A 20,878-nucleotide genomic window follows, 5' to 3' on the forward strand; every position below is an offset into this window, starting at 1 on the left:
GTGCGTAGGCTCCCTCCACGTGAGCGTGCGTTCTTTCTTGTCCGACGTCGTCTACAGCGTCTACGGCCGACGCCTCATCCAGCAGGCCGCCGGCCGGCATCCCCGGCACATCGCGATCATGCTCGACGGCAATCGCCGCTGGGCTCGTGAAGCGGGCTTTTCGGACGTAGCGGACGGCCATCGGGCCGGGGCGAAGAAGATCGCGGACTTCCTGAGCTGGTGCCAGGAGGCCGAGGTCGAGGTCGTCACCATGTGGCTGCTCTCGACCGACAACCTCAACCGCGATCCGGACGAGCTCACGCCGCTGCTGAAGATCATCACCGACGTCACCGACGAGCTGGCCGCGCCGGGCAAGAGCTGGCAGCTGCGGATCGTCGGCGCGCTCGACCTGCTACCCAGCGATGTCGCCAAGCGACTCAGCGAAGCCGCCGCGCGCACCGAGGGGCGGACCGGGATGGAGGTCAACGTCGCGGTCGGTTACGGCGGGCGCCAGGAAATCGCGGACGCCGTGCGCAAGCTGCTGCTCCAGCACGCCGACGAGGGCCGGACCATTCACGAACTCGCGAAGATCCTCGACGTCGACCACATCTCCGAGCACCTCTACACGTCCGGGCAGCCGGATCCGGACCTGATCATCCGGACTTCTGGTGAACAACGGCTTTCCGGATTCCTGCTCTGGCAGTCCGCGCATTCGGAATTCTGGTTCACCGAAGCGTATTGGCCGGCATTCCGCCGCGTCGACTTCCTGCGCGCGATGCGCGACTACGCCTGGCGCCACCGCCGCTTCGGTTCCTGAGATTCCCGAGGTTCCGGAAGACGCCGAAGGGCCCCGGAGCGAGCTCCGGGGCCCTTCGCAAGCCACACTCAGTGGTGGTGGTGCTCCAGCGAGTGGAGGATCAGCGCCGGGGTGGTGGCGATGCCCGTGTAGGCACCCGCGACCAGGGAGGCCGCACCGTAGCCCAGGGCGCCGCCGCCCTCGATGAACGTGGCGTAGGCGTCGCCGAACGTCGGGTCCGGGGTGCCCGTCGTGTCGCCCGTCGCGGCGAACGCGGTGCTGCCGATCATCATGAGGCCCGCAGCGGTGGCCGCGACGAAACCAGCCTTCTTCAGCACTTCGCACACTCCTAGGTAGAACTGTTGGGATTGGGGCACCGGGGGTCCGGTGGTGTGTCCCGCAGTGAGAAAATTACCTGTCGAACTGGCGTCTCGTCCGGGTTGTACGCCCATTGTGTGAGCCTGGAGCAGGCGCTTTCACTCGGACCGGTTCTCTCTTGGTGGCGCGAAATGCGGCACGCAACCGGACGTGGTAAAAGCACGTCAATCGATCTTGTGAATACGACGGGTCAGCAATTTCTCCAAGATCATTCCGATGGGTGTGCATCGATCGAGAGGTCGATGACGCAGCGTCACCGTCACGAGGCGTCGATGTCGGACGACCGACAGTGAGGTGACGATCTGGCGAATCACCGTGTTGGCTCCCTGCGCGATCCGGCATTCGTGGGTACCTTCCGAGGAGAGGGCACGCGTTCCGTGCGGGTCCTCGCGGGAGGCCCTGGTCGTGACGGTGATCGAGGGGGCGGCGCAGCCGCCCACGAGACGCACGAGGGGGCCGGCACCCGGCCCTCGTGGCCGCGCCACCTGACCCACCGGTCAGAGGGAGTGGTCCAGCCAGGGAGGTGCCCGGCCCAGCGAGTGCGGGCGTGAGGTGCACACGCCCTCGAGGGAGATGCCGTCGTGACTGCGCAGCGTTTGCCCCGTAAGGCCTCTGGCCACTCTTCGACCGGTGCCGTTCCTGGCCCGGAGAAAGCCTCGACCTCGCCCGAATCCCAGCAGCACATGTACGTGCTCGACACGTCGGTCCTCCTTTCGGACCCGTGGGCGGTCACCCGCTTCGCCGAGCATGCCGTCGTGCTTCCGCTGGTCGTGATCAGTGAACTGGAGGCCAAGCGCCACCACCCGGAGCTCGGCTGGTTCGCCCGGGAATCCCTGCGCATGCTCGACGACCTGCGCCGGCAGTACGGCAGGCTCGACGCGCCGCTCCCCATCGGGGACCACGGCGGCACGCTGCAGGTGGAGCTGAACCACTCGGACCCGGCGGTGCTCCCGTCCGGGTTCCGGACCGACTCCAACGACCACCGCATCCTCGCCTGCGCGCTCAACCTGGCGGCGGAGAACCAGGCGGTCACGCTGGTCACGAAGGACATCCCGCTGCGGGTCAAGGCCGGGGCCGTCGGTCTCGAGGCGGACGAGTACCGCGCGCAGGAAGTGACGCCGTCCGGCTGGACCGGCATGGCGGACGTCGACGTCGAACAGGACGTGCTCGACACGCTGTTCGGCGGCAGCACCGTCGACCCGGTCGAGTACGGCATGGACGAGCTCGCCGAGCTGCCCTGCCACACCGGGCTGCGGCTGCTGGCGGGCACGTCCAGCGCGCTGGGGCGGATCACGGCGGACAAGCGCATCCGGCTGGTGCGCGGCGACCGCGAGGCGTTCGGCCTGCACGGCCGCAGCGCCGAGCAGCGCGTCGCGCTCGACCTGCTGCTCGACTCCGACGTCGGCATCGTGTCGCTGGGCGGCCGGGCCGGCACCGGCAAGTCCGCGCTGGCCCTCTGCGCCGGCCTCGAGGCGGTGATGGAACGCCGTCAGCACCGCAAGGTCGTGGTGTTCCGGCCGGTCTACGCGGTCGGCGGCCAGGACCTCGGCTACCTGCCCGGGTCCGAGAGCGAGAAGATGCAGCCGTGGGCGCAGGCGGTGTTCGACACCCTCGGCGCGCTGGTCAGCCAGGAGGTCCTCGACGAGGTCTTCGACCGCGGCATGCTCGAGGTGCTTCCGCTGACCCACATCCGCGGCCGCTCGCTGCACGACACGTTCGTCATCGTCGACGAGGCGCAGTCACTGGAACGGAACGTCCTGTTGACGGTGCTTTCGCGGCTCGGCACGGCGTCCCGGGTGGTGCTCACGCACGACGTCGCCCAGCGCGACAACCTGCGCGTCGGCCGGCACGACGGCGTCTCGGCGGTGATCGAGAAGCTGAAGGGCCACCCGCTGTTCGCGCACGTCACGCTGACGCGCTCGGAGCGTTCGCCGATCGCGGCCCTGGTCACCGAGATGCTGGAGGACCACGGCTGAGGCGACTCCGGGGCGGCGCACTCGCGCCGCCCCGGTTCGTCACCAGCCCGAAGGAAGCGGGCGGCCTTCCGCGAAGCCGGCCGCCGACTGGACGCCCAGCAGCGCGCGCTCGTGGAACTCCTCCAGGGTGCGCGCGCCCGCGTACGTGCAGGACGAGCGGACACCCGAGCCGATCGAGTCCAGCAGGTCCTCGACACCCGGGCGCTGCGGGTCGAGCGCCATCCGCGACGACGAGATGCCCTCCTCGAACAGCGCCTTCCGGGCGCGGTCGAAGACGTTGTCCGTCCGCGTCCGCGCGCCGACCGCGCGCTTCGACGCCATCCCGAACGACTCCTTGTACGGCCGGCCCTGCTCGTCGAACCGCAGGTCACCGGGCGATTCGTAGGTGCCGGCGAACCACGAGCCGACCATCGCCGCCGACGCGCCCGCGGCCAGCGCCAGCGCGACGTCGCGAGGGTGGCGGACGCCGCCGTCGGCCCAGACGTGCTTGCCCAGCTCGCGCGCGGCGGCCGCGCAGTCGGCGACTGCGGAGAACTGCGGGCGGCCCACGCCGGTCATCATCCGGGTCGTGCACATCGCGCCCGGCCCGACGCCGACCTTGACGACGTCGGCACCGGCCTGGATCAGGTCACGCGTGCCTTCGGCGGTGACGACGTTCCCGGCGACCACCGGGACCTTCGGCGAAACCGACCGGACGGCCTTCAGCGCGGCGATCATCTTCTCCTGGTGGCCGTGCGCGGTGTCGACGACCAGCACGTCGACGCCGGAGCCGAGGACGGCTTCGGCCTTCGCCGCGACGTCGCCGTTGACGCCGATCGCGGCCGCGACGCGCAGCTTGCCGGCGTCGTCGACGGCCGGGGTGTAGATGTCCGCGCGCAGCGCGCCGACGGCGGTCAGCACGCCCGCGAGGCGGCCTTCGGCGTCGAGACCCAGCGCGAGCGAAGCGCCGTGGCTGTGCAGCTTCTCGAAGACCTCACGCGACGGCGTGGTCAGCGGCACCGCGACGGCCGCGGGCTGCGCGACGTCGGCGAGACGCGCGAAGCGGTCGACGCCCGCGCAGGCCGCTTCGTCGACGATGCCGACCGGGCGGCCTTCGCCGTCGACGACCACGACAGCGCCGTGGGCACGCTTGTGGACCAGGTTGAGCGCGTCGGCGACGGCGTCACCGCCGGTCAGGACGAGCGGGGTGTCCCAGACGGTGTGGCGGCTCTTCACCCAGCCGACGATCTCCGCCACGGCTTCGGTGTCGACGTCCTGGGGGAGAACGACGAGGCCACCACGGCGGGCGACGGTCTCGGCCATCCGCCGGCCGGCGACCGCGGTCATGTTGGCGACGACGATCGGGATGGTGGCGCCGGTGCCGTCCGCGGTGGCGAGGTCGACGTCGAAACGGGACTCCACGTCCGAACGGTTCGGCAGCAGGAACACGTCGTCGTAGGTGAGGTCGTGAGCGGGCCGGTGGCCATCGAGGAAACGCACGAGTCACCAGACTACCCGGCGGCCCCGTGGCAGGATCTGGTGGCATGAGCCGCCGCGACCGGGACACCGAGGGACGGGCACGCAACGCACGGCCGCGCGACGGCCTCGGTCGACCGCTGCCGTACGGCGCCGACGGCGTCGAGCGCCAGCCCGAGGGCATCGAGAGAACGCCGGCGCAAACGCTTGCGGAGGCGCAGCGGCTGCTCGACGACGGCAAGCCGTTCCACGCGCACGAGGTCTTCGAGGACGCGTGGAAGACGACCGACGGCCCCGACCGCGAACTGTGGCGCGGCCTGGCCCAGCTCGCGGTGGGGCTGACGCACGCGGCGCGCGGCAACAACGTCGGCGCGGTGTCGTTGCTGGAGCGCGGGGCGGCGAACATCGAGCCGTTCCGAAGCGAGCCGCCGCACGGCATCGACGTCGCCGGCCTGCAGCAGTGGGCGCTCGCGCTGGCCGAAGAGGCGAAGCAGCGCGTACGGGTGTCGCCGAGCGCGCCGCGGCTGACGTGCTGACGGCGGTAGGGGCCGCGGGCATCGCGGCGGTGGCGTCGCTGGTCGGCGTGACGCTGGGCGCGCTGCTCGAACCACTGAAGCTCAACGCGGCGCGGCGCGCGAAGCTGCGACAGGACCGAGCCGATCGCTGCGCGGGCATGATCGAGGCGGCGACCCGGGCGCGCAAGCACATCATCGACATCAACGTGATCCACCGCCGGCGGAAGCTGGGCGATGAGCTCGAAACCGACGCCCAGCGCGAGATCGAGTTCGAGGACGCGTACTACACGGCCCGCACCGACATCCGCGCGTTCTACGGGCTGCTCGTGATGAGCGGGCCGGACGAGCTGGTCGAGCAGGCGGACGTGCTCCGCAAGAAGGAGATGGAACTCCACCGGACCCGTTGGGAGCTCGATGACGACAAGAAGTTCGACCGGGAGTTCCTGCCCACGCCGGTGCGGGCCGCGAGCGTCGCCTTCGACCGGGCGATCGAGGAGTTCGCCCTCGTCGCCCGGAAGCACACCTCTTAGGCCGCGTCCCAGCCGCTCGACGCCGTCTTCTCCGCGCCCAGCGTCGTGCCTTCGCCGTGGCCCGTGTGGACCTTCGTCGCCTCCGGGAGCGTGAACAGCTTCTCGCGGATGGACTTCACGATGGTCGGGTAGTCCGAATAGGACCGTCCGGTGGCGCCGGGACCGCCGTGGAACAGCGTGTCGCCGGTGAACACCACCCCCAGCTCTTCGGCGTACAGGCACACCGCGCCCGGGGCGTGGCCCGGCGTGTGGACGACCCGCAGTGCCGTGCCCGCGATCGTGATCGTCTGGCCGTCCTCCAGCTCGCCGTCCGGCGCGCGGTCCGGGTGGGTCTGGTCCCAGAGGACGCGGTCGTCGGGGTGCAGCAGGATCGGCGCGCCGGTCGCCGCGGCGAGTTCCGGGGCGGCGTTGACGTGGTCGTTGTGCGCGTGGGTGCAGACGATCGCGGCCAGTTTCCGGTCGCCGATGACGTTTTCGATCGCCTTCGCGTCGTGCGCCGCGTCGATGACGATCACCGTCGTGTCGTCGCCCACGATCCACACGTTGTTGTCGACGTCCCAGCTACCCCCGTCGAGCTGGAAGGTTCCGGACGTCACCAGGTTCTGCACGATCGCCGTCATGGGGGCGACCCTAACGGTCATTCGGCGGGTAGATGACATACCGACGGTATGCTACTCTCGCGTCACCTTACTTCGAGTAAGTTCGAGAGGGGACGCGATGACGCTCCTGGCCGAGCCGCTGAAGCTGCGCTGTGGCGCCGTGCTGCCGAACCGCCTGGCCAAGTCGGCCCTGAGCGAGCAGCTCGGCGACCGGCGCAACGCCCCGACGCGGGAGCTGCACGAGCTGTACCGCACCTGGGCCCGCGGCGGCGCCGGCACGTTGATCACGGGCAACGTCATGGTCGACCCGGCCGCGCTCGGCGAGCCGCGCAACGTCACGGCGACCGCGGACCCGGCCGGCTTCCGCGCGTGGGCCCGAGCGGTCGAAGGCACCGACACGCGGCTGTGGGTGCAGCTCAACCACCCCGGCCGGCAAAGCCCGCGGTACCTCTCGCGCGAGCCGGTGGCGCCGTCCGCCGTGCCCTTCGGCAACCGCGGCATCCGCACCGCGTTCGCCGTTCCGCGCGCGTTGACCGGCGACGAGATCGAAGCGATCATCGAACGCTTCGCCGTCGCGGCGCGGACGTTCGTCGACGCCGGTTTCCACGGTGTCCAGATCCACGGCGCCCACGGCTACCTCGTGTCGCAGTTCCTGTCGCCGCTGACGAACCTGCGCACGGACGCCTGGGGCGGCGACGCGGTGCGCCGGCGCCGGTTCCTGCTGGAGGTCGTGCGGCGGGTGCGGTCGGCCGTGGGCGACGACGTCCCGGTGGCGGTGAAGCTGAACAGCGCGGACTTCCAGCGCGGCGGCTTCACCGAGGAGGAGTCCTTGGAGGTCGTGCGCGAACTCGGCGAAACCGGCGTCGACCTGCTGGAAGTGTCCGGCGGGACGTACGAGAAGGCCGCGATGATGGGCTCCGGCCGGGCGAGCACGCAGGCGCGCGAAGCGTACTTCCTGGACTACGCGGCGAAGGCGCGTTCGGTGTCCGACGTGGCGTTGATGGTCACCGGCGGCTTCGCGACGCGGGACGGGATGGAGGAGGCGCTGCGCTCGGGCGCGCTGGACGTTGTCGGGCTCGGGCGGCCGTTGATCGTCGACCCGGGGTTGCCGGCGCGGCTGCTCGACGGCGAGGACGTCCGCGCGGAGCGGCGTTGCCCGAAGACCGGCGTGCGGCTGGCCGACAGCCTGCTCGAGATCCAGTGGCACACCCGCCAGATGCACCGGATCGCGGCGGGCAAGCCGGTCGACCGGCGCGGCGCGCTGCCGACGCTGGTCCAGGCCGGGCTCAGCGACGGGCTCAACGCGTTCCGTCGGGTGCGGGCGTGAGCCGGCGGTCGTAGAGGAACGCGCCCGCGGCGAGCGCGGTGAAGAACAGCCCGATGAAGACGCAGTTGAGCGCGACCTGGCCGTAGCCGAGCGCGCCGGCGTCGACGAACGGGTACGGGTAGAAGCCGGTGAGCGCGCCGCGCGGCAGGGTGAAGGCGAGCCAGGCCAGCGGGTAGAGCAGCGACCACCCGACGGTGGACCAGGTCAGCGCGCCGCGCGGGGCGGCGAGGAGCCAGCCGAGCACGAACAGGATCGGCGTGACCTTGTGCAGCATGGTGTCGGAGAACAGCGAGAGGCCGTGCAGGTCGTAGAGGCCGGCGAGGGCGACCTGGTAGACGATGCCGGTCACGATGATGCCGACGAGCGCGTCGAGCCAGAGCACGGTGAACAGCCGGCCGCGGGCCAGACCGAGCGCGACCAGTGCGGACGTGATCGCGACCAGCAGGTTCGAGTCGATGGTGAAGAAGCAGAGCAGGTTCGCGACGCGGCCGTCCGCGTCGGTCGCGGTGGCGACGACCTGGCTGACGAGCCCGGTCAGCGCGACCACGGCGGTGACCCCGAACCAGGCGCGGGGGAGCATCTCGCTGCGCATTTCCGGAGCTTAGCTCCACTGTGGACGAACCGGCGGGGATCACTCGATCGAGGCGCGCCGGTCACCCGGTCCGCGTCCTATTGTCGGCGGAGATGGACGTCGAACGCACGCCGGGGCGCCGCGGGAGGGTCGCGCTCGGCCCGGCGGAGGAAAGCGGCCCGGTCGCCGGGTTCGCCCGCCGGCTGTGGGAGCTGAAGCGCGCGGCGGGCGACCCGTCGTACGACCGCATGCGCGACGAGCTGGGAGCGCTGGCCTCGAAGTCGGCGCTCTCGGCGGCGGCGCGGGGCCGGCAGCTGCCCAGCTGGGAGACGACGTGGGAGTTCGTGCGGGTGCTGGCGGTGGGGGTGCTCGGGCAGGACGAGCCCGCGGTGCTGCTGCAGTGGCGCGGGTGGTGGGAGCAGGCGCGGGAGCCGGAAGCCGAGCCGGCGGGGGCCGAGCAGCGGGCGTTGGCGCCGGAGAGTGAGCCGGCGGGGCTCGGACAGGGTGCGTTCGCGCCGGAGAGTGAGCCGGCGGGGCTCGGACAGGGTGCGTTCGCGCCGGAGAGTGAGCCGCCGGGGACCGGGCGGCAAGCGCTCGTGCCGGAGCCGGCCCGCCGGTTCCTCGCGCGCGAATCATCCCCTGGCCGCGAGCCGGATCCCGCCGTGCGCCGTCGGCGCGGCGGGAGCTTCGCCCGCGCCGCTTCCCCTGGCCGCGAGCCCGGTTTCCCGGCTCGGCGCCGGTGGGCCGCTTATGGCCTCGCCGCTGCCGTCGTCGCCGGGCTCGTCGTCGCCCTCTTCCTCGTCTTCGGCCCGACCTCCGCTCAGGAACCCGCCGCTGGGGATGTTTCCGAGTTCGTCGCCGACGTCACCGTTCCCGACGGCACCGCCGTCCCCGCCGGGAGCCGGTTCACCAAGACCTGGGAGCTCCGCAACGCCGGATCCGTCGGCTGGATCGGTCGCTACCTCGTGCGCTCGGGCTCGTTCGGCAGCCCCGACCAGTGCCGCACCCCCGACCGCGTGCCGGTGCCCTACACCGCGCCCGGCGAGCACGTGCGGATCTCCGTCGACGTGCAGGCACCACCCGCCGCCGGGCACTGCCAGGTCTACTGGAAGATGGCCGACTCCGAGGGCCACCTGCTGCTGCCCGAGGCCCGCGCCGTCTTCTTCTCCGTGCGGATCACCGCCTGAATTTGGCTTTCGCCGCCCCCTGGCCATTGCGCTGACCTGCGAAGACGACCTTCCTTTGGCTTTCGCTCCGGTGTGGCCGGTGCAGGGCTTCCGCCGCCACCGCGGGCGTCCATAACGTCGTCGGTGTCCGGATCTCCCGGGCGAATCCACTTCGCGGGGAAGGAAATCCATGCGTCCGTATCTGAAGGTCGCGGCCGTCACGGGAGCCGCGCTCGTCGCGGGCCTGCTGCCGGCGGGGACGGCTTCGGCGTCCGCATCGGCGGCGGGGACCGTCGCGAGTGATCCGATCATCACGTGCGAATCCGGGTACCACGGCTGGATGCGCCGGGCCGGCAAGGACGCCATCTGCCTGTGGCCCGGCGAGCGCACCTGGGACATCCGCGTCTTCGAATGCGCGGGCGACCTGACGCTCTACTTCGAGAACGGCAAGCACGCCTACTGCGGCGGCTCGATGAAGTTCGGCATCGACATCGCCGAAACGTCCGATGTGGTCAAGACGAAGGTGGGGAACCGCTGATGCGCAAGGTGATCGTTCCGGTGGTGGCCCTGGCCGCGACCCTGCTGGCGGCCACGCCGTCGTCCGCCGCGACGAAGGTGTGCGCCGGCGGCCCGCTGATGGGTGGCGCCACGAAGGTCGTCGAGGTCAGCGCGGGCCAGAAGATCGACATCACCGTGCACAACCACGACTACCGCGGCCTGCTCGTCCAGATCGTCGAGGACGTCTTCGACAAGGGCCTGTGGAGCGGCGCGATCGCCCCGGGCAAGGAGCACACGGTGTCGCACGGCGTGCTCGGCGACCCGCCCGTCTACCACAAGATCCGCTTCGAGGTGACGTCCAACCTCTCCAACAACTACACGTACGCGATCAAGTCGGACCGCTGCTACTGACGCCGGTGGTGCCCCGGTGCCGGCCGGCACCGGGGCACGCGGTCGTCAAGCCGAGATGAGGGCGTCCCGGAGGGTGGTGAACGCCTCGTACTCTTCCTTCTGGTCGACCGGCAGCTGGTAGCTTGCGGCGAGCAGCTTCGGCACGGAGGGGATGATGCTGAGCCGGAAGGTCCGGCCGTCCGTCGTCTTGATGACGAACCGGCCCTGCAGGTCGCGCTTCTTGACCGACGCCCGGTTCGCGTCCGTGATCGTCAGCGGGGTGCCCGCGGTGATCGCGCCGTTCTTTTCGTCGAGCGGGACGATGACGAGGTCGGTCTGCCCCGGCCGGAAACCCACCGCGAAATTGCTGACGGTGGTGGTGCGGAAAACGATGAAGTTCTTTTGCTTGATTTCCGCGGCGTACACCTTCGTGTAGCTCGTCCCGTCGGCGACGGCCGCGTCGAAAGCGGCGTGGATGGCCGCCTTCATCTGTTCCTTGCTTGCCACTTGTACTCCTCCATGACCGCTCGGAGAGGTGAGCGGGGCTTCCGAGGAGCAGCATCGTAGCGGCGGCCGGCTTCCCGTTCTGTGGGGAAAAATCTCGACATGATCATGCGTCGAACAAACCGAACTCCGCCGGTTCCGGTGAATTGCCAGCAAAGCGCTTTCAGCGGCAAGTGGCGGCGAGCGTCGTCAGCTCCCTTCCGAACGGTCGCCGTGCAGCAGGCCGCGGACTGTGTCGATCGTGTCGGCCTCCGCCGGGTCCTTGTCCGGGCGGTAGCGGACCACCCGCGCGAACCGCAGCGCCAGGCCACCGGGGTAGCGCGTCGAGACCTGGGCGCTGTCCAGCTCGATCTCGACCACCACCTCCGGCCGGACGTACACCGTCCAGTCGTCGCGGTGGGTCTCGATCTCCTGGAACGTCCTCGTCTGCCACGCGAGGATCTCGTCGGTCATGCCCTTGAACGTCTTGCCCACCATGATCGGCGGGCCGCCGTCCGGGTCGCGCGCGCCCAGGTGCAGGTTCGACAGCGTGCCCGTGCGCCGGCCGTGCCCCCACTCCGCCGCGAGCACCACCAGGTCGATCGTGTGCACCGGCTTGACCTTCAGCCACGCCCGCCCGCGCCGCCCCGCCGCGTACGGCGACGCCAGGTCCTTGACCATCACCCCTTCGTGGCCGGCCTCCATCGCCGCCTCCAGGACCGCGGCCGCGCCCGCCACCCCCACTTCCCCAGGGATGACGTGCGCCCCGGCGACCTTGCGCAGCGCCGCGTTGCGCTCGGACAGCGGCGCGTCCAGCAGGTCGACGCCGTCGAGGTGCAGGCAGTCGAAGAAGTACGGCCGCAGCAGCAACGCCTTGACCTGCTCCTCGCGCGTGCTGCCGAACCGGCTCATCGTGTCCTGGAACGGCCGCGGCCGCCCCGCGTCGGTCAGGGCGAGCGTTTCGCCGTCCAGCACCACCGACTCGCACGGCAGCGCCCGCACGAGCTCGACCAGCTCCTGGACGCTCCCGGTGATCTCGCGCAGCGTCCGCGTCCAGACGTGCACTTCGTCGCCCTGCCGGTGCACCTGGATCCGCGCACCGTCCATCTTGTACTCGACGATGGCCTCGGCGTGCTCGGCGACGGCTTCGTCCAGCGACTCCGCCGGCGACGCCAGCATCGGCTTGATCGGCGTCCCCAGCGTGAGCCGGAACTCCGCCAGCGCCGCCTGCCCGCCGGTCATCGCCGCGACCCCGGTGACGCCCAGCTTCCCGGACAGCATGAACGCCCGCCGCACGTCCTCGGCCGGCACCTCGGCCGCCGCCGCGACCGCGTCGACCATCACGCCTTCCAGCGCGCCCTGCCGCAGTTCGCCGGTGACCAGCCGGAACAGGAACTGCTGCTCGTCCTTCGTGAGCCGCTCGAACAACGCGCGCAGGACCTCCTGCCGCCGCGTCGCGGAGCCCGTGCCCGCCGCGACGCCGGCCGCCGCGGTGAGCGCGGTGTCCACCTCGGCCACCGTGACGACGGGGTCCGGCACCGCACCCGCGCCCAGCCCGGCCAGGGTGCGCCAGCCCGCCCCCAGCCGGTCCTGCGCCGTCTGCCCGGTCAGGTACGCGATCACCACGGGCAGCTCGCCGACCTCGGCGGCGCGCAGCACTTCGGCCAGGAGGGCGATCTTCGCCTTCCTGGACCTCGTCGCCGCCAGCTCGGCGGACGCCCGGACCAACTCGCTCAGCAACACCCGGACATCATGACCCGGACCACCGACAATTTCAGGACGGTCAGATGTCCGGCCTGGTGCAGAGGGGGTCGAGCAGCCCGTCCTTGGCCACGCACGGCGTGTACCCGGCGTCCTGCAGCTCCGCCCGCGCGGTCGGGCTGGCCAGGTAGTCGAGGAACCGCTTCAGCACGCTCCCGTTCGACGGCACGCCCTTCGTGTAGAGGTATTCGACGGTCCAGAACCGGTACCCGGCGTCGACGGTCGTGACGTCGGGGTAGTGGCCGTCGAGCTGCACGACCGTCACCTGCTGGTCGCGGGCCGCGGCCGCCTTCGCCGCCGGGACGTCGGCGTACCCGATCGCCCCCGGGACGGCGGCGACCTCGGTGAGCACCTCGGCGGTCGTGCCGCGCTCGCAGCGCGTGGTCGCCGCGGCCGGGTCGCGCTCCGGCTTGCGGCACGAATCCGACGTCAGCCGGTCCTCCGCGCCGCCGAGCACCTTCTGCTCGAACGTCTTGCGCGTGCCCGACTCCTGTCCGCGCCCGACGATCCCGATCGGCACCGACGGCCCCGGCCGCAGCTGGTCCCAGTTCCGCACGCGGCCGCTGAAGATGTCCTTGATCTGCTGGGTCGTCAGCCGGTCGACGCCCGCGGCGCGGTTGACGACCAGGCTGTACACGACCACCGCGACGGCCTTCGCCTCCAGCTCGGGGCCCGCTTCGCCGGACCGGCCGTCCGACAGCACCGCCAGCTCGTCCTTGCCCGCCGCGTCGACCGGCACGAGCGCACGGACGCCGGTGACGCTGCCGGTCGCGCGGGTCGTGATGGCCGCGCCGTCGCACTGGCCGTGGTACTCGGCGGCGATGCTGCCGATGATCGGCACGAACGCGCTCGACCCCTCGACCGACAGCTTCCCGGTGGCGCACTGCGCGGAGTCGCTCGGCCGCGACCACGAGACGAGCAGCGTCGCCAGCAACGCGCCGGTCAGCAGCACCCCGACGGCCGTCGTGATGACCGGCCAGCCGAACCGCCGCTGCTTGCGGTCGTCCTTGATCCGGCCGGCGGCGAGCCGCGCGTGGTGGTCGATCTCCTTGCTGATCTCGCCGTCGTACCCGTCCGACTCGCGCAGCACGACGACCAGCTTGAACTTCTCCTTGCGCTTCAACGAAAGCCGCGCGAACCGCACGCCGTGCCACTCGGGTGCCTCGGGCGGTGCTTCGGCCGCGGCGAGCCCGGCGAACCGTTTCGGCAGCAGCGCGCGCACGCGAGAGAGCTTCACGCCTTCGACCGGCTTCTGCGGCGTCTCGCGCGTGAAGAACTCGAGGCCGTCGCGGACGTGCTGGCGCAGGCCGTCGTCGGTGGCGTCGGACACCCGCGCGTCCCAGACGATCCGGCTGCCGAAGGTGAACGACAGCGGGATTTCGAAGTCGCCCGGCGCGATGTCGAAGCTGCCGGTGTTGTGCACGCGGATGACGACGATGCTCATCCGGTCGAGCAGCCGCGCGACCTGTTCGAGCTGCGGGGCCGCCTGCGCGGAGCCGTTTTCGCCGTCGTGCAGGTCGATCGGGGAGAGCCCGATCTTGGAGTTGTAGAGGACGCGGAACGTCAGCCGCCGGCGGCGGATGAAGTAGCGGTCGACGAACGGCGCGGCGATCGCGACCAGCGCGGCGAGCCCGAGGACGAGGCTGCCGGAGTCCGAGCTGAGGATCTCGGCGAGGGACTGCATCGTCGCGCCGACGCCCACCGTGCTGCTCCTCTACCCCTGACTCCCCAGGTGAAGCAGCCTAGGCAGCGCTCACCCGGCGTGGGGTTGCGACGACCGAGTGTTCACCGGCCGTTCATCGGCGGCGATCCAGCTGGCCAGCAGGCCGAGCGCGCGTTCGGTCTCCGACCCGGGTTCGGCGTGGTAGACGACCATGCCCTGGTCGGGGTCCTGGGGCAGCCGCAGCGTCTCGTAGCGCAGCCGCAGCTCGCCGACGACGGGGTTGCGCAGCAGTTTCCACCCCTGCGCCTTCTCCTGGACGGCGTGCTCGGCCCACAGCTTCCGGAACTGCTCGCTGGCCAGCGAAAGCTCGCCGATCAGCTGCGCGAACCGCGGGTCGCCGGGGTGCCGTCCGCTTTCCGCGCGCAGGTTCGCGACGAGCTCGCGGCACACGGCGTCGTACTCCGGGTGCAGCTGCTTCGCGCGTTCGTCGGTGAAGACGAGCTTCGGCATGTTGCGCTCTTCGAGGTCGGCGAAGGCGAACGCGACCGCGCCGCCGAGGGCGTTCCAGGCCAGCACGTCCAGGTACCGCCCGAAGACGAAGGCGGGTGCTTGGATCGCGTCGAGCAGCTGCTGCAGCTCGGGCCGGACCCGCTGCGGCGCGCGCTCGTCCCGCCGCTTCGGCGCGGCGAGGTTGCGCAGGTAGGTCTCCTCGCCGGCGTTGAGGCGCAGCGCGCGGGCCAGCGCGTCGAGGACCGCGTCCGAGACGTTCTTCGCGCGGCCCTGCTCCAGCCGCGTGTAGTAGTCGACGCTGATCCCGGACAGCTGCGCCAGCTCCTCGCGGCGCAGGCCCTTGACCCGCCGCTGCGTGATCCCGGGCGGCAGGCCCAGGTCTGCGGGGTCCAGGGCGGCGCGGCGCGCCTTCAGGAAGGCACCCAGCTCGGCTGCGTCACTCATGCCTCCAGTATCCCCGGCTCGCCGGTTCCCGCCTGGTACTGGCAGACCCAGGTCGAGCGTGACCTGGTCCGGTGCTTTTGCCGCCAGCAGGGTGGAGCCCATGGAACGACGAATTCTGGGCGGCACGGGCATCTCGGTCAGCGAGTACGCGTTCGGCGCGATGATGTTGGGCAAGTGGGGAAACCCGGACCACGAAGAGGGCGTCCGGATGCTGCACACGGCGCTCGACGCCGGCGTGAACTTCTGGGACACCGCGGACATGTACTCCGAGGGCGAGAACGAACGGATCGTCGGCAAGGCCTTGAAGGGCCGCCGCGACGAGGTCGTGCTGGCCACCAAGGGGTTCTTCCGGATGGGGTCCGACCCCAACCAGGGCGGGCTTTCCCGGCGTTGGCTGACCCGGGCGCTGGACGACAGCCTGCGCCGCCTCGACACCGACTACATCGACCTCTACCAAGTGCACCGGCCCGACCCCACGACCGACATCGAGGAAACGCTTTCGGCACTCACGGACTTCGTGCGTGCGGGCAAGGTCCGCGCGATCGGGTCGTCGGACTTCCCGGCCGAGCAGATCGTGGAAGCCCAGTGGGTGGCCGAAAAGCGCGGCCTGGCGCGGTTCCGCGCCGAGCAGCCGCCGTACTCGATCTTCAACCGGGCGATCGAGGCGGCGGTGCTGCCGACGGCGCGGAAGTACGGCATGGGCGTGCTCACGTGGAGCCCGCTGGCCAGCGGCTGGCTGTCCGGCAAGTACGGCAAACCGTCCGATGTGGACCTTTCGGAAGGCCGTCGGACGTTGCAGGCGCACAAGTTCGACCCGGCGCTGCCGGAGAACGCCGTCAAGTTCGAGGCGATCGCGCGGCTGAAGAAGATCGCGGACGACCTGGGCCGGCCGATGACCCACCTGGCGACCGCGTTCGTCCGCGCCCACCCGGGCGTGACGTCGGCGATCATCGGCCCGCGGACCCCGGCCCAGCTGGCCGACCTGCTCGCCGGCGCCGACCTGGTGCTGGACGACGACGTGCTGGACCGGATCGACGAGATCGTCCCGCCGGGCACCGACCTCAACTCGGCCGAAAAGGACTACACCCCGCCGGCGCTGGCGGACAAGCGCCTGCGCCGGCGGTAGCGGGTCACTTGCCGCCGCGGGCCATGCGGAGGACGTCGAGCGCTTCGTCGAGCTGCTCTTCCGTGAGCTTTCCGTCGCGGACGTACCCGCGCTCGATGACGACCTCGCGAATCGTCTTCAGCTCCTTGAGCGCCTGCTTCGCGACCGCGGCGGCTTCTTCGTAGCCAATGTATTTGTTCAGCGGCGTCACGATCGACGGCGAGCCCTCGGCGTAGGTGCGCGTGCGCTCGGTGTTGACCGTGATGCCCGCGAACACCTTGTCCGCCAGCAGCCGCGAGACCGCCGCGAGCAGGCGCGCCGACTCGAGGACGTTCCGCGCGATCACCGGCAGGTTGACGTTGAGCTGGAAGTTGCCGGCCGCACCGGCGAAGGCGACGGCCGCGTCGTTGCCGATCACCTGCGCGACGACCTGCAGCGTCGCCTCCGGGATCACCGGGTTCACCTTGCCCGGCATGATCGACGAGCCCGGCTGCAGGTCCGGCAGCGCCAGCTCGGCGAGGCCGGTGCGCGGGCCGGAGCCCAGCCAGCGCAGGTCGTTGGCGATCTTGTTGAGCGACACGGCGACCGTGCGCAGGTGCCCGGACGTCTCGACGACGCTGTCCTGCGTCGCCTGCGCCTCGAAGTGGTCGCGGGCCTCGGTCAGCGGCAGCCCGGTGACGGTGGCGAGTTCGGCGGCCACGCTGGAGCCGAAGCCGTCCGGCGCGTTGAGGCCCGAGCCGACCGCGGTGCCGCCGATCGGCAGCTCGCCGAGGCGCGGCAGGCCGGACTTCAGCCGTTCGATGCCGAACCGGATCTGCGACGCCCACGCGCCGGCCTCCTGGCCGAGCGTGATCGGCACGGCGTCCATCAGGTGCGTGCGGCCGGACTTCACGACGTCGGCCCACTCCGCGGCACGCACCTCGATGGCGCCGGCCAGGTACTCGAGCGCCGGGATGACGTCCTTGGTGACCGCTTCGGTGGCGGCGACGTGGATGGTCGTCGGGAAGGTGTCGTTCGACGACTGCGACGCGTTGACGTGGTCGTTCGGGTGCACGTCCGTGCCGAGCGCGCGGCTCGCGAGGGTCGCGATGACCTCGTTGGCGTTCATGTTCGACGAGGTTCCGGAGCCGGTCTGGAAGACGTCGATGGGGAAGTGCGCGTCGTGGGCGCCCTCGGCGACCTCGTCGGCGGCGGCCGCGATGGCGTTCGCGACGTCGGCGTCGAGCACGCCCAGCTTGAGGTTGACCCGCGCGGCGGCGGCCTTGAGCAGGCCGAGCGCGCGGATCTGCGCGCGCTCCAGGCCCCGGCCGGAGATGGGGAAGTTCTCGACGGCCCGCTGGGTCTGCGCGCGGTAGAGCGCGGCGGCCGGCACGCGGACCTCGCCCATGGTGTCGTGTTCGATCCGGTATTCCTCGTCAGCCATACCCCCGATTCTGGACCTCTTCGGCGGTCCCCGCGTGGTGGCGTTGCGCACCCCGAAGAGCTTTGTATACATTGGATACGTGAGATCGGTTTACGAAGACGTGCGCGGCCTGATCGTGCGCGGCGCCTACCCGGCAGGGCGGGCGGTGACCGAGCAGGAGCTGTGCGACCGGCTCGGCGTCAGCCGCACACCGGTGCGGGAAGCGCTGCGGCGGCTGGAAAGCGACGGCCTGGTCGAGCCGGCCCGCCGCGGGGTGACGGTCGTCGAGTTGGACCCGAAAGCCCTGCGGGACGCCTACCTCGTTCGCGCCGCGCTGGAAGCGCTGACCGCCGAACTGGCGGCGACCCGCCAGCTCTCCGGAGAACTCGCGCCGGCCGGTCTCGCGCGCTTGAAGGACCTCGCGGCCGAAGCCGACCGCGCGACCCGAAGCGGCGATCTCGCCGAAGGTGTCCGGCGCAACCGGGCGTTCCACGGGCACATCGCGCGGCTCGCCGACAACCCTCCCGCGGCCGAGGCCCTGGAGCGGTTGTGGGACCGGATCATCGTCTCCACCCGGGCATCGCTGGCCGCGCCCGCCCGGACCGGCCAAGTCGACGACGAGCACCGGCGCCTCATCGCAGCCATCGCCGACGGGCGGCCCGAAGACGCCGCCGCGCTCGCCCGGAAGCACGTCTTGTCGACGATGTCCGCACTGGAAGGGGCCGGAAAGTGAGCCGGGAGCACCGCTACGAAGTCACGGTCCGCTGGACCGGTGAAACCACGAGCTACCGCGGCTACGCCCGCGACCACGACGTCGAGGCGGCGGGCAAGCCGGCGCTGGCGGCGAGCGCCGACCCCGCGTTCCTGGGCGCGCCCGACCGCTGGAACCCGGAAGACCTGCTGGTCGCGACGCTGTCGCAGTGCCACATGCTCACGTACCTGTCGGTGTGCGCCCGCTCCGGCGTGGTGGTGACCGGCTACGTCGACACCGCGGGTGGCGTCATGCGGGAGGACGGCGCCCACGGCGGCCGCTTCACCGAAGTCGTCCTGCGCCCGGAGGTGACGGTGGCGGAGGAGGGCATGCGCGAGAAGGCGATCGCGCTGCACCAAGACGCCCACGACCAGTGCTTCATCGCGAACTCGGTGAACTTCCCGGTGCGGCACGAGCCCGTCGTGCGGTAGCCCGCCGATCGTGTACGCGGCTGTACACCACACCTACTCGCTGGTAGGTTACGGCGATCCGCGTGATCCACTTCATGATTCAAAGGGGAGTCATGATCCGTAACCACGTCCGTTCTGCCGCGCTCGCCGCCGCGGTCGCGCTCACCCTCGCCGCCGCGCCGGCGAGCCCCGCGGCCGCGTCAGCCGATTCCTTCTACTCCTACGACGGCAGCGCGCCGCTGTCGTCCTACGCACCCGGGACGGTCCTCAAGACCCGGACGCTGAACTACCACGTCGTCGGGCTCGCGACGCCGGTGAAGGCCGTCCAGCTGCTCTACCGGACGACCGACGCGCAGGGCCGTCCGGCCGCCAACGTCACCTCGGTCGTCCGGAGCATCACCGGCGACAGCACGAAAGCCGTGTCCTACCAGTCGGCCTACGACTCGCTCGACCCCGCCGACGCGCCGTCGCGGGCGATCGCCGGGGACGTGACCCTCGGCGGCCTGCTGCCCAACGGCGAGTCGCTGCTGCTCCTGCCGTCCCTCCTGCTGGGCTACAACGTCGTCGTGCCCGACACCGAAGGGCAGACCGCGAACTTCGCCGCCGGGCCGGAGTACGGCACGAACACCCTCGACTCGATCCGCGCCGCGACGAGTTCGGCCGCGACGGGGATGACCAAGAGCACGAAGTTCGGGCTCCTCGGCTACTCGGGCGGCGCGATCGCGACCGGCTGGGCGGCCGCGCTGGCACCGGGCTACGCCCCGGACGTCAACGCGAACCTCGTCGGCTTCACCGAAGGCGGCGTGCTCGTCGACCCCGCGCACAACCTGAAGTACGTCGGCGGCAGCCCGGTCTGGTCCGGCGTCATCCCGATGGCGCTGATCGGCGTCGCGCGCGGCTTCGGCATCGACCTGCGGCCGTACGCCAGCGAGTACGGGCTGAAGGTGCTCGACGAGCTGGAGCACGCGTCGATCATCAACGCCCTCGGCCGGTACCCGGGGCTGACGTGGCAGAAGATCGCGAAGCCCGAGTACGCGAACCCGAACTCGGTGCCGCCGTTCGTCGACGCCGTGAACAAGGTCAACATCGGATCCGCGCCGACGCCCTCGGTCCCCGGGTTCATCGCCCAGGGCAACGCCGGGTTCCTCGAAGGCACCACGAGCAACCTCCCGGGCATCGGCACCGGCGACGGCGTGATGGTGGCCGGCGACGTCCGGGCGCTGGCCCGCCAGTACTGCGCCACCGGCAACGGGTCGATCGAGTACCAGCAGTACGACCTGCTGAGCCACGTCGGCGGCGCGGCGGCGTGGGCGCCGGCGGCGATCGGCTGGCTGGCCGACCGGTTCGCGGGCCGGCCGGCGCCGTCGAGCTGCGGACGCATCCCGGCGGGCAACTCGCTGACCCCGGAGCAGCCGGCCTGACGCACTCCGGCGGACCGGTCGCCGCGACCGGTCCGCCGGGTACGGTGCCGCGGATGAGGACCCAGGACCGTCGGCTCCCCAAGGGACCGCACAGCCTCAGCCGGGAAGAAGTGGCCGCGGCCCAGCGCGCCCGGCTCGTCGAAGCGGTGCTGGTCAACGTCGGCGAACGCGGTTACGCCGCCACGACGGTCGGGCACGTCACGGCGTCCGCTGGTGTTTCCCGCACGTCGTTCTACGAGCAGTTCGCCGGCAAGCAGGCCGCGTTCCTGGCCGCCTACCGAGCGGTGACCGGGCAGTTCCTCGAGCAGGGTGTCGCGGTGGCGGCCGAGGCACCGGCCCCGCTGGACGCGGTCGCGGCGTGCGGCGACTTCGTCGTCGGCTACGTGCGCCGCCGTCCGGTGACCACCCGCGCGGTCCTCCTGGAGATCTACGCCCTCGGCGACGCGGGTCTCGAAGCGCGAGAAGAGGTGCTCCGCGCGAGTGAAGCGGTGTTCGACCGGACGGCCGCGTGGTTGCATACAACGGATCCAATGGTGCCGTTGCCGCCACCGTTCACGGCGCGCACCGTCGTCGCCGCGACGATCGAGCTGCTCACCCAGGCCATCTGGCTCGCCACCGACGAGGCCTACGACCGGGCCCGCGAAGCCATCCGGCACACCTGGCTGCTCGGCCTGCTCGGGCACCGGAACATCCCCGCTTGAGCCGCCCGGCCGGGCTAGGATCGGCTGTGTTCTCGATCACCGCCATC

The 20,878-nt window shown here is 71.2% G+C and carries 23 protein-coding genes; 13 read left to right on the forward strand and 10 right to left on the reverse strand.

The window, feature by feature from the left end:
• Positions 1 to 19: 19 nt before the first annotated feature.
• Positions 20 to 796, forward strand: coding sequence for an isoprenyl transferase (locus ACERZO_RS07840; protein ID WP_167379616.1), 777 nt, complete (start codon positions 20 to 22; stop codon positions 794 to 796).
• A gap of 68 nt (positions 797 to 864) precedes the next feature.
• On the opposite strand, the gene ACERZO_RS07845 is transcribed toward ACERZO_RS07840, so the two are convergent.
• Positions 865 to 1,113: a hypothetical protein gene (locus ACERZO_RS07845; protein WP_086683841.1), complete on the reverse strand. Its 249-nt coding sequence runs from the start codon at positions 1,111 to 1,113 to the stop codon at positions 865 to 867.
• 204 nt (positions 1,114 to 1,317) lie between these two features.
• Complete coding sequence (locus ACERZO_RS07850; protein ID WP_372663772.1) at positions 1,318 to 1,602, reverse strand: hypothetical protein; 285 nt, start codon at positions 1,600 to 1,602, stop codon at positions 1,318 to 1,320.
• A gap of 234 nt (positions 1,603 to 1,836) precedes the next feature.
• Here ACERZO_RS07850 and ACERZO_RS07855 point away from each other — a divergent pair, with 234 nt between their 5' ends.
• Positions 1,837 to 3,129, forward strand: coding sequence for a PhoH family protein (locus ACERZO_RS07855; RefSeq protein WP_372663774.1), 1,293 nt, complete (start codon positions 1,837 to 1,839; stop codon positions 3,127 to 3,129).
• Between the two features lie 39 nt (positions 3,130 to 3,168).
• Here the strand turns inward: ACERZO_RS07855 and ACERZO_RS07860 are convergent, their stop codons facing one another.
• The gene (locus ACERZO_RS07860) at positions 3,169 to 4,608 is read right to left on the reverse strand and encodes a GuaB1 family IMP dehydrogenase-related protein (RefSeq protein ID WP_372663776.1); all 1,440 of its coding nucleotides are present in this window, start codon (positions 4,606 to 4,608) and stop codon (positions 3,169 to 3,171) included.
• A 44-nt stretch (positions 4,609 to 4,652) separates the two neighbouring features.
• Here ACERZO_RS07860 and ACERZO_RS07865 point away from each other — a divergent pair, with 44 nt between their 5' ends.
• Together ACERZO_RS07865 and ACERZO_RS07870 are read left to right on the forward strand one after the other, a co-directional pair.
• Complete coding sequence (locus ACERZO_RS07865; protein ID WP_372663778.1) at positions 4,653 to 5,120, forward strand: DUF309 domain-containing protein; 468 nt, start codon at positions 4,653 to 4,655, stop codon at positions 5,118 to 5,120.
• A complete protein-coding gene (locus ACERZO_RS07870) occupies positions 5,114 to 5,629 on the forward strand; it encodes a hypothetical protein (RefSeq protein WP_372663780.1) in 516 nt (171 codons plus the stop codon). Before ACERZO_RS07865 ends, ACERZO_RS07870 begins: the two co-directional genes overlap by 7 nt.
• Here ACERZO_RS07870 and ACERZO_RS07875 read toward each other — a convergent pair.
• A complete protein-coding gene (locus tag ACERZO_RS07875; RefSeq protein ID WP_372663782.1) occupies positions 5,626 to 6,249 on the reverse strand; it encodes an MBL fold metallo-hydrolase in 624 nt (207 codons plus the stop codon). The two genes, ACERZO_RS07870 and ACERZO_RS07875, sit on opposite strands and share 4 nt — an antisense overlap.
• Before the next feature lie 97 nt (positions 6,250 to 6,346).
• Here ACERZO_RS07875 and ACERZO_RS07880 point away from each other — a divergent pair, with 97 nt between their 5' ends.
• Positions 6,347 to 7,555, forward strand: coding sequence for an NADH:flavin oxidoreductase/NADH oxidase family protein (locus ACERZO_RS07880; RefSeq protein ID WP_372663784.1), 1,209 nt, complete (start codon positions 6,347 to 6,349; stop codon positions 7,553 to 7,555).
• Here ACERZO_RS07880 and ACERZO_RS07885 read toward each other — a convergent pair.
• Complete coding sequence (locus tag ACERZO_RS07885; protein WP_372663786.1) at positions 7,527 to 8,147, reverse strand: Pr6Pr family membrane protein; 621 nt, start codon at positions 8,145 to 8,147, stop codon at positions 7,527 to 7,529. The genes ACERZO_RS07880 and ACERZO_RS07885 overlap by 29 nt on opposite strands.
• Positions 8,148 to 8,239: 92 nt before the next feature.
• Between ACERZO_RS07885 and ACERZO_RS07890 the strand changes: the two genes are divergently transcribed.
• The 3 genes from ACERZO_RS07890 to ACERZO_RS07900 all read left to right on the forward strand — a co-directional run bounded on the left by ACERZO_RS07890 (position 8,240) and on the right by ACERZO_RS07900 (position 10,201).
• On the forward strand, positions 8,240 to 9,313 hold the full coding sequence (locus ACERZO_RS07890; protein ID WP_372663788.1) for an NBR1-Ig-like domain-containing protein: 1,074 nt from the start codon (positions 8,240 to 8,242) through the stop codon (positions 9,311 to 9,313).
• 169 nt (positions 9,314 to 9,482) lie between these two features.
• Positions 9,483 to 9,830, forward strand: a complete 348-nt coding sequence (locus ACERZO_RS07895; protein WP_372663790.1) for a hypothetical protein — start codon at positions 9,483 to 9,485, stop codon at positions 9,828 to 9,830.
• Positions 9,830 to 10,201 (forward strand): hypothetical protein, encoded by a 372-nt coding sequence (locus ACERZO_RS07900; RefSeq protein ID WP_372663792.1) that lies wholly within the window; start codon positions 9,830 to 9,832, stop codon positions 10,199 to 10,201. Before ACERZO_RS07895 ends, ACERZO_RS07900 begins: the two co-directional genes overlap by 1 nt.
• 45 nt (positions 10,202 to 10,246) lie before the next feature.
• Here the strand turns inward: ACERZO_RS07900 and ACERZO_RS07905 are convergent, their stop codons facing one another.
• The 4 genes from ACERZO_RS07905 to ACERZO_RS07920 all read right to left on the reverse strand — a co-directional run bounded on the left by ACERZO_RS07905 (position 10,247) and on the right by ACERZO_RS07920 (position 15,041).
• A complete protein-coding gene (locus ACERZO_RS07905) occupies positions 10,247 to 10,687 on the reverse strand; it encodes a hypothetical protein (protein WP_372663794.1) in 441 nt (146 codons plus the stop codon).
• A 186-nt stretch (positions 10,688 to 10,873) separates the two neighbouring features.
• The gene (locus tag ACERZO_RS07910; RefSeq protein ID WP_372663796.1) at positions 10,874 to 12,406 is read right to left on the reverse strand and encodes an ATP-dependent DNA ligase; all 1,533 of its coding nucleotides are present in this window, start codon (positions 12,404 to 12,406) and stop codon (positions 10,874 to 10,876) included.
• 40 nt (positions 12,407 to 12,446) lie between these two features.
• Positions 12,447 to 14,126 (reverse strand): PstS family phosphate ABC transporter substrate-binding protein, encoded by a 1,680-nt coding sequence (locus ACERZO_RS07915; RefSeq protein ID WP_372663798.1) that lies wholly within the window; start codon positions 14,124 to 14,126, stop codon positions 12,447 to 12,449.
• A gap of 51 nt (positions 14,127 to 14,177) precedes the next feature.
• Positions 14,178 to 15,041 carry a helix-turn-helix domain-containing protein gene (locus ACERZO_RS07920; protein ID WP_372663800.1) on the reverse strand — a complete coding sequence of 288 codons (864 nt, stop codon included), beginning with the start codon at positions 15,039 to 15,041 and terminating at the stop codon, positions 14,178 to 14,180.
• Between the two features lie 100 nt (positions 15,042 to 15,141).
• On the opposite strand from ACERZO_RS07920, the gene ACERZO_RS07925 reads away from it, so the two are divergent.
• The gene (locus tag ACERZO_RS07925; RefSeq protein ID WP_372663802.1) at positions 15,142 to 16,167 is read left to right on the forward strand and encodes an aldo/keto reductase; all 1,026 of its coding nucleotides are present in this window, start codon (positions 15,142 to 15,144) and stop codon (positions 16,165 to 16,167) included.
• Between the two features lie 4 nt (positions 16,168 to 16,171).
• Here ACERZO_RS07925 and ACERZO_RS07930 read toward each other — a convergent pair whose 3' ends face one another.
• On the reverse strand, positions 16,172 to 17,569 hold the full coding sequence (locus ACERZO_RS07930; protein WP_372663804.1) for a class II fumarate hydratase: 1,398 nt from the start codon (positions 17,567 to 17,569) through the stop codon (positions 16,172 to 16,174).
• Positions 17,570 to 17,648: 79 nt separating this feature from the next.
• Here ACERZO_RS07930 and ACERZO_RS07935 point away from each other — a divergent pair, with 79 nt between their 5' ends.
• The 4 genes from ACERZO_RS07935 (at position 17,649) to ACERZO_RS07950 (ending at position 20,831) form a co-directional block, all read left to right on the forward strand.
• Positions 17,649 to 18,281, forward strand: a complete 633-nt coding sequence (locus ACERZO_RS07935) for a GntR family transcriptional regulator (RefSeq protein WP_372663806.1) — start codon at positions 17,649 to 17,651, stop codon at positions 18,279 to 18,281.
• Positions 18,278 to 18,730, forward strand: coding sequence for an OsmC family protein (locus ACERZO_RS07940; RefSeq protein WP_372663808.1), 453 nt, complete (start codon positions 18,278 to 18,280; stop codon positions 18,728 to 18,730). Before ACERZO_RS07935 ends, ACERZO_RS07940 begins: the two co-directional genes overlap by 4 nt.
• Before the next feature lie 92 nt (positions 18,731 to 18,822).
• A complete protein-coding gene (locus tag ACERZO_RS07945) occupies positions 18,823 to 20,130 on the forward strand; it encodes a lipase family protein (RefSeq protein WP_372663810.1) in 1,308 nt (435 codons plus the stop codon).
• Between the two features lie 53 nt (positions 20,131 to 20,183).
• A complete protein-coding gene (locus tag ACERZO_RS07950; RefSeq protein WP_372663812.1) occupies positions 20,184 to 20,831 on the forward strand; it encodes a TetR/AcrR family transcriptional regulator in 648 nt (215 codons plus the stop codon).
• The last annotated feature ends 47 nt before the right edge of the window (positions 20,832 to 20,878 follow it).

Source organism: Amycolatopsis kentuckyensis (assembly GCF_041679295.1).
In the GTDB taxonomy this organism is placed as follows: domain Bacteria; phylum Actinomycetota; class Actinomycetes; order Mycobacteriales; family Pseudonocardiaceae; genus Amycolatopsis; species Amycolatopsis kentuckyensis_A.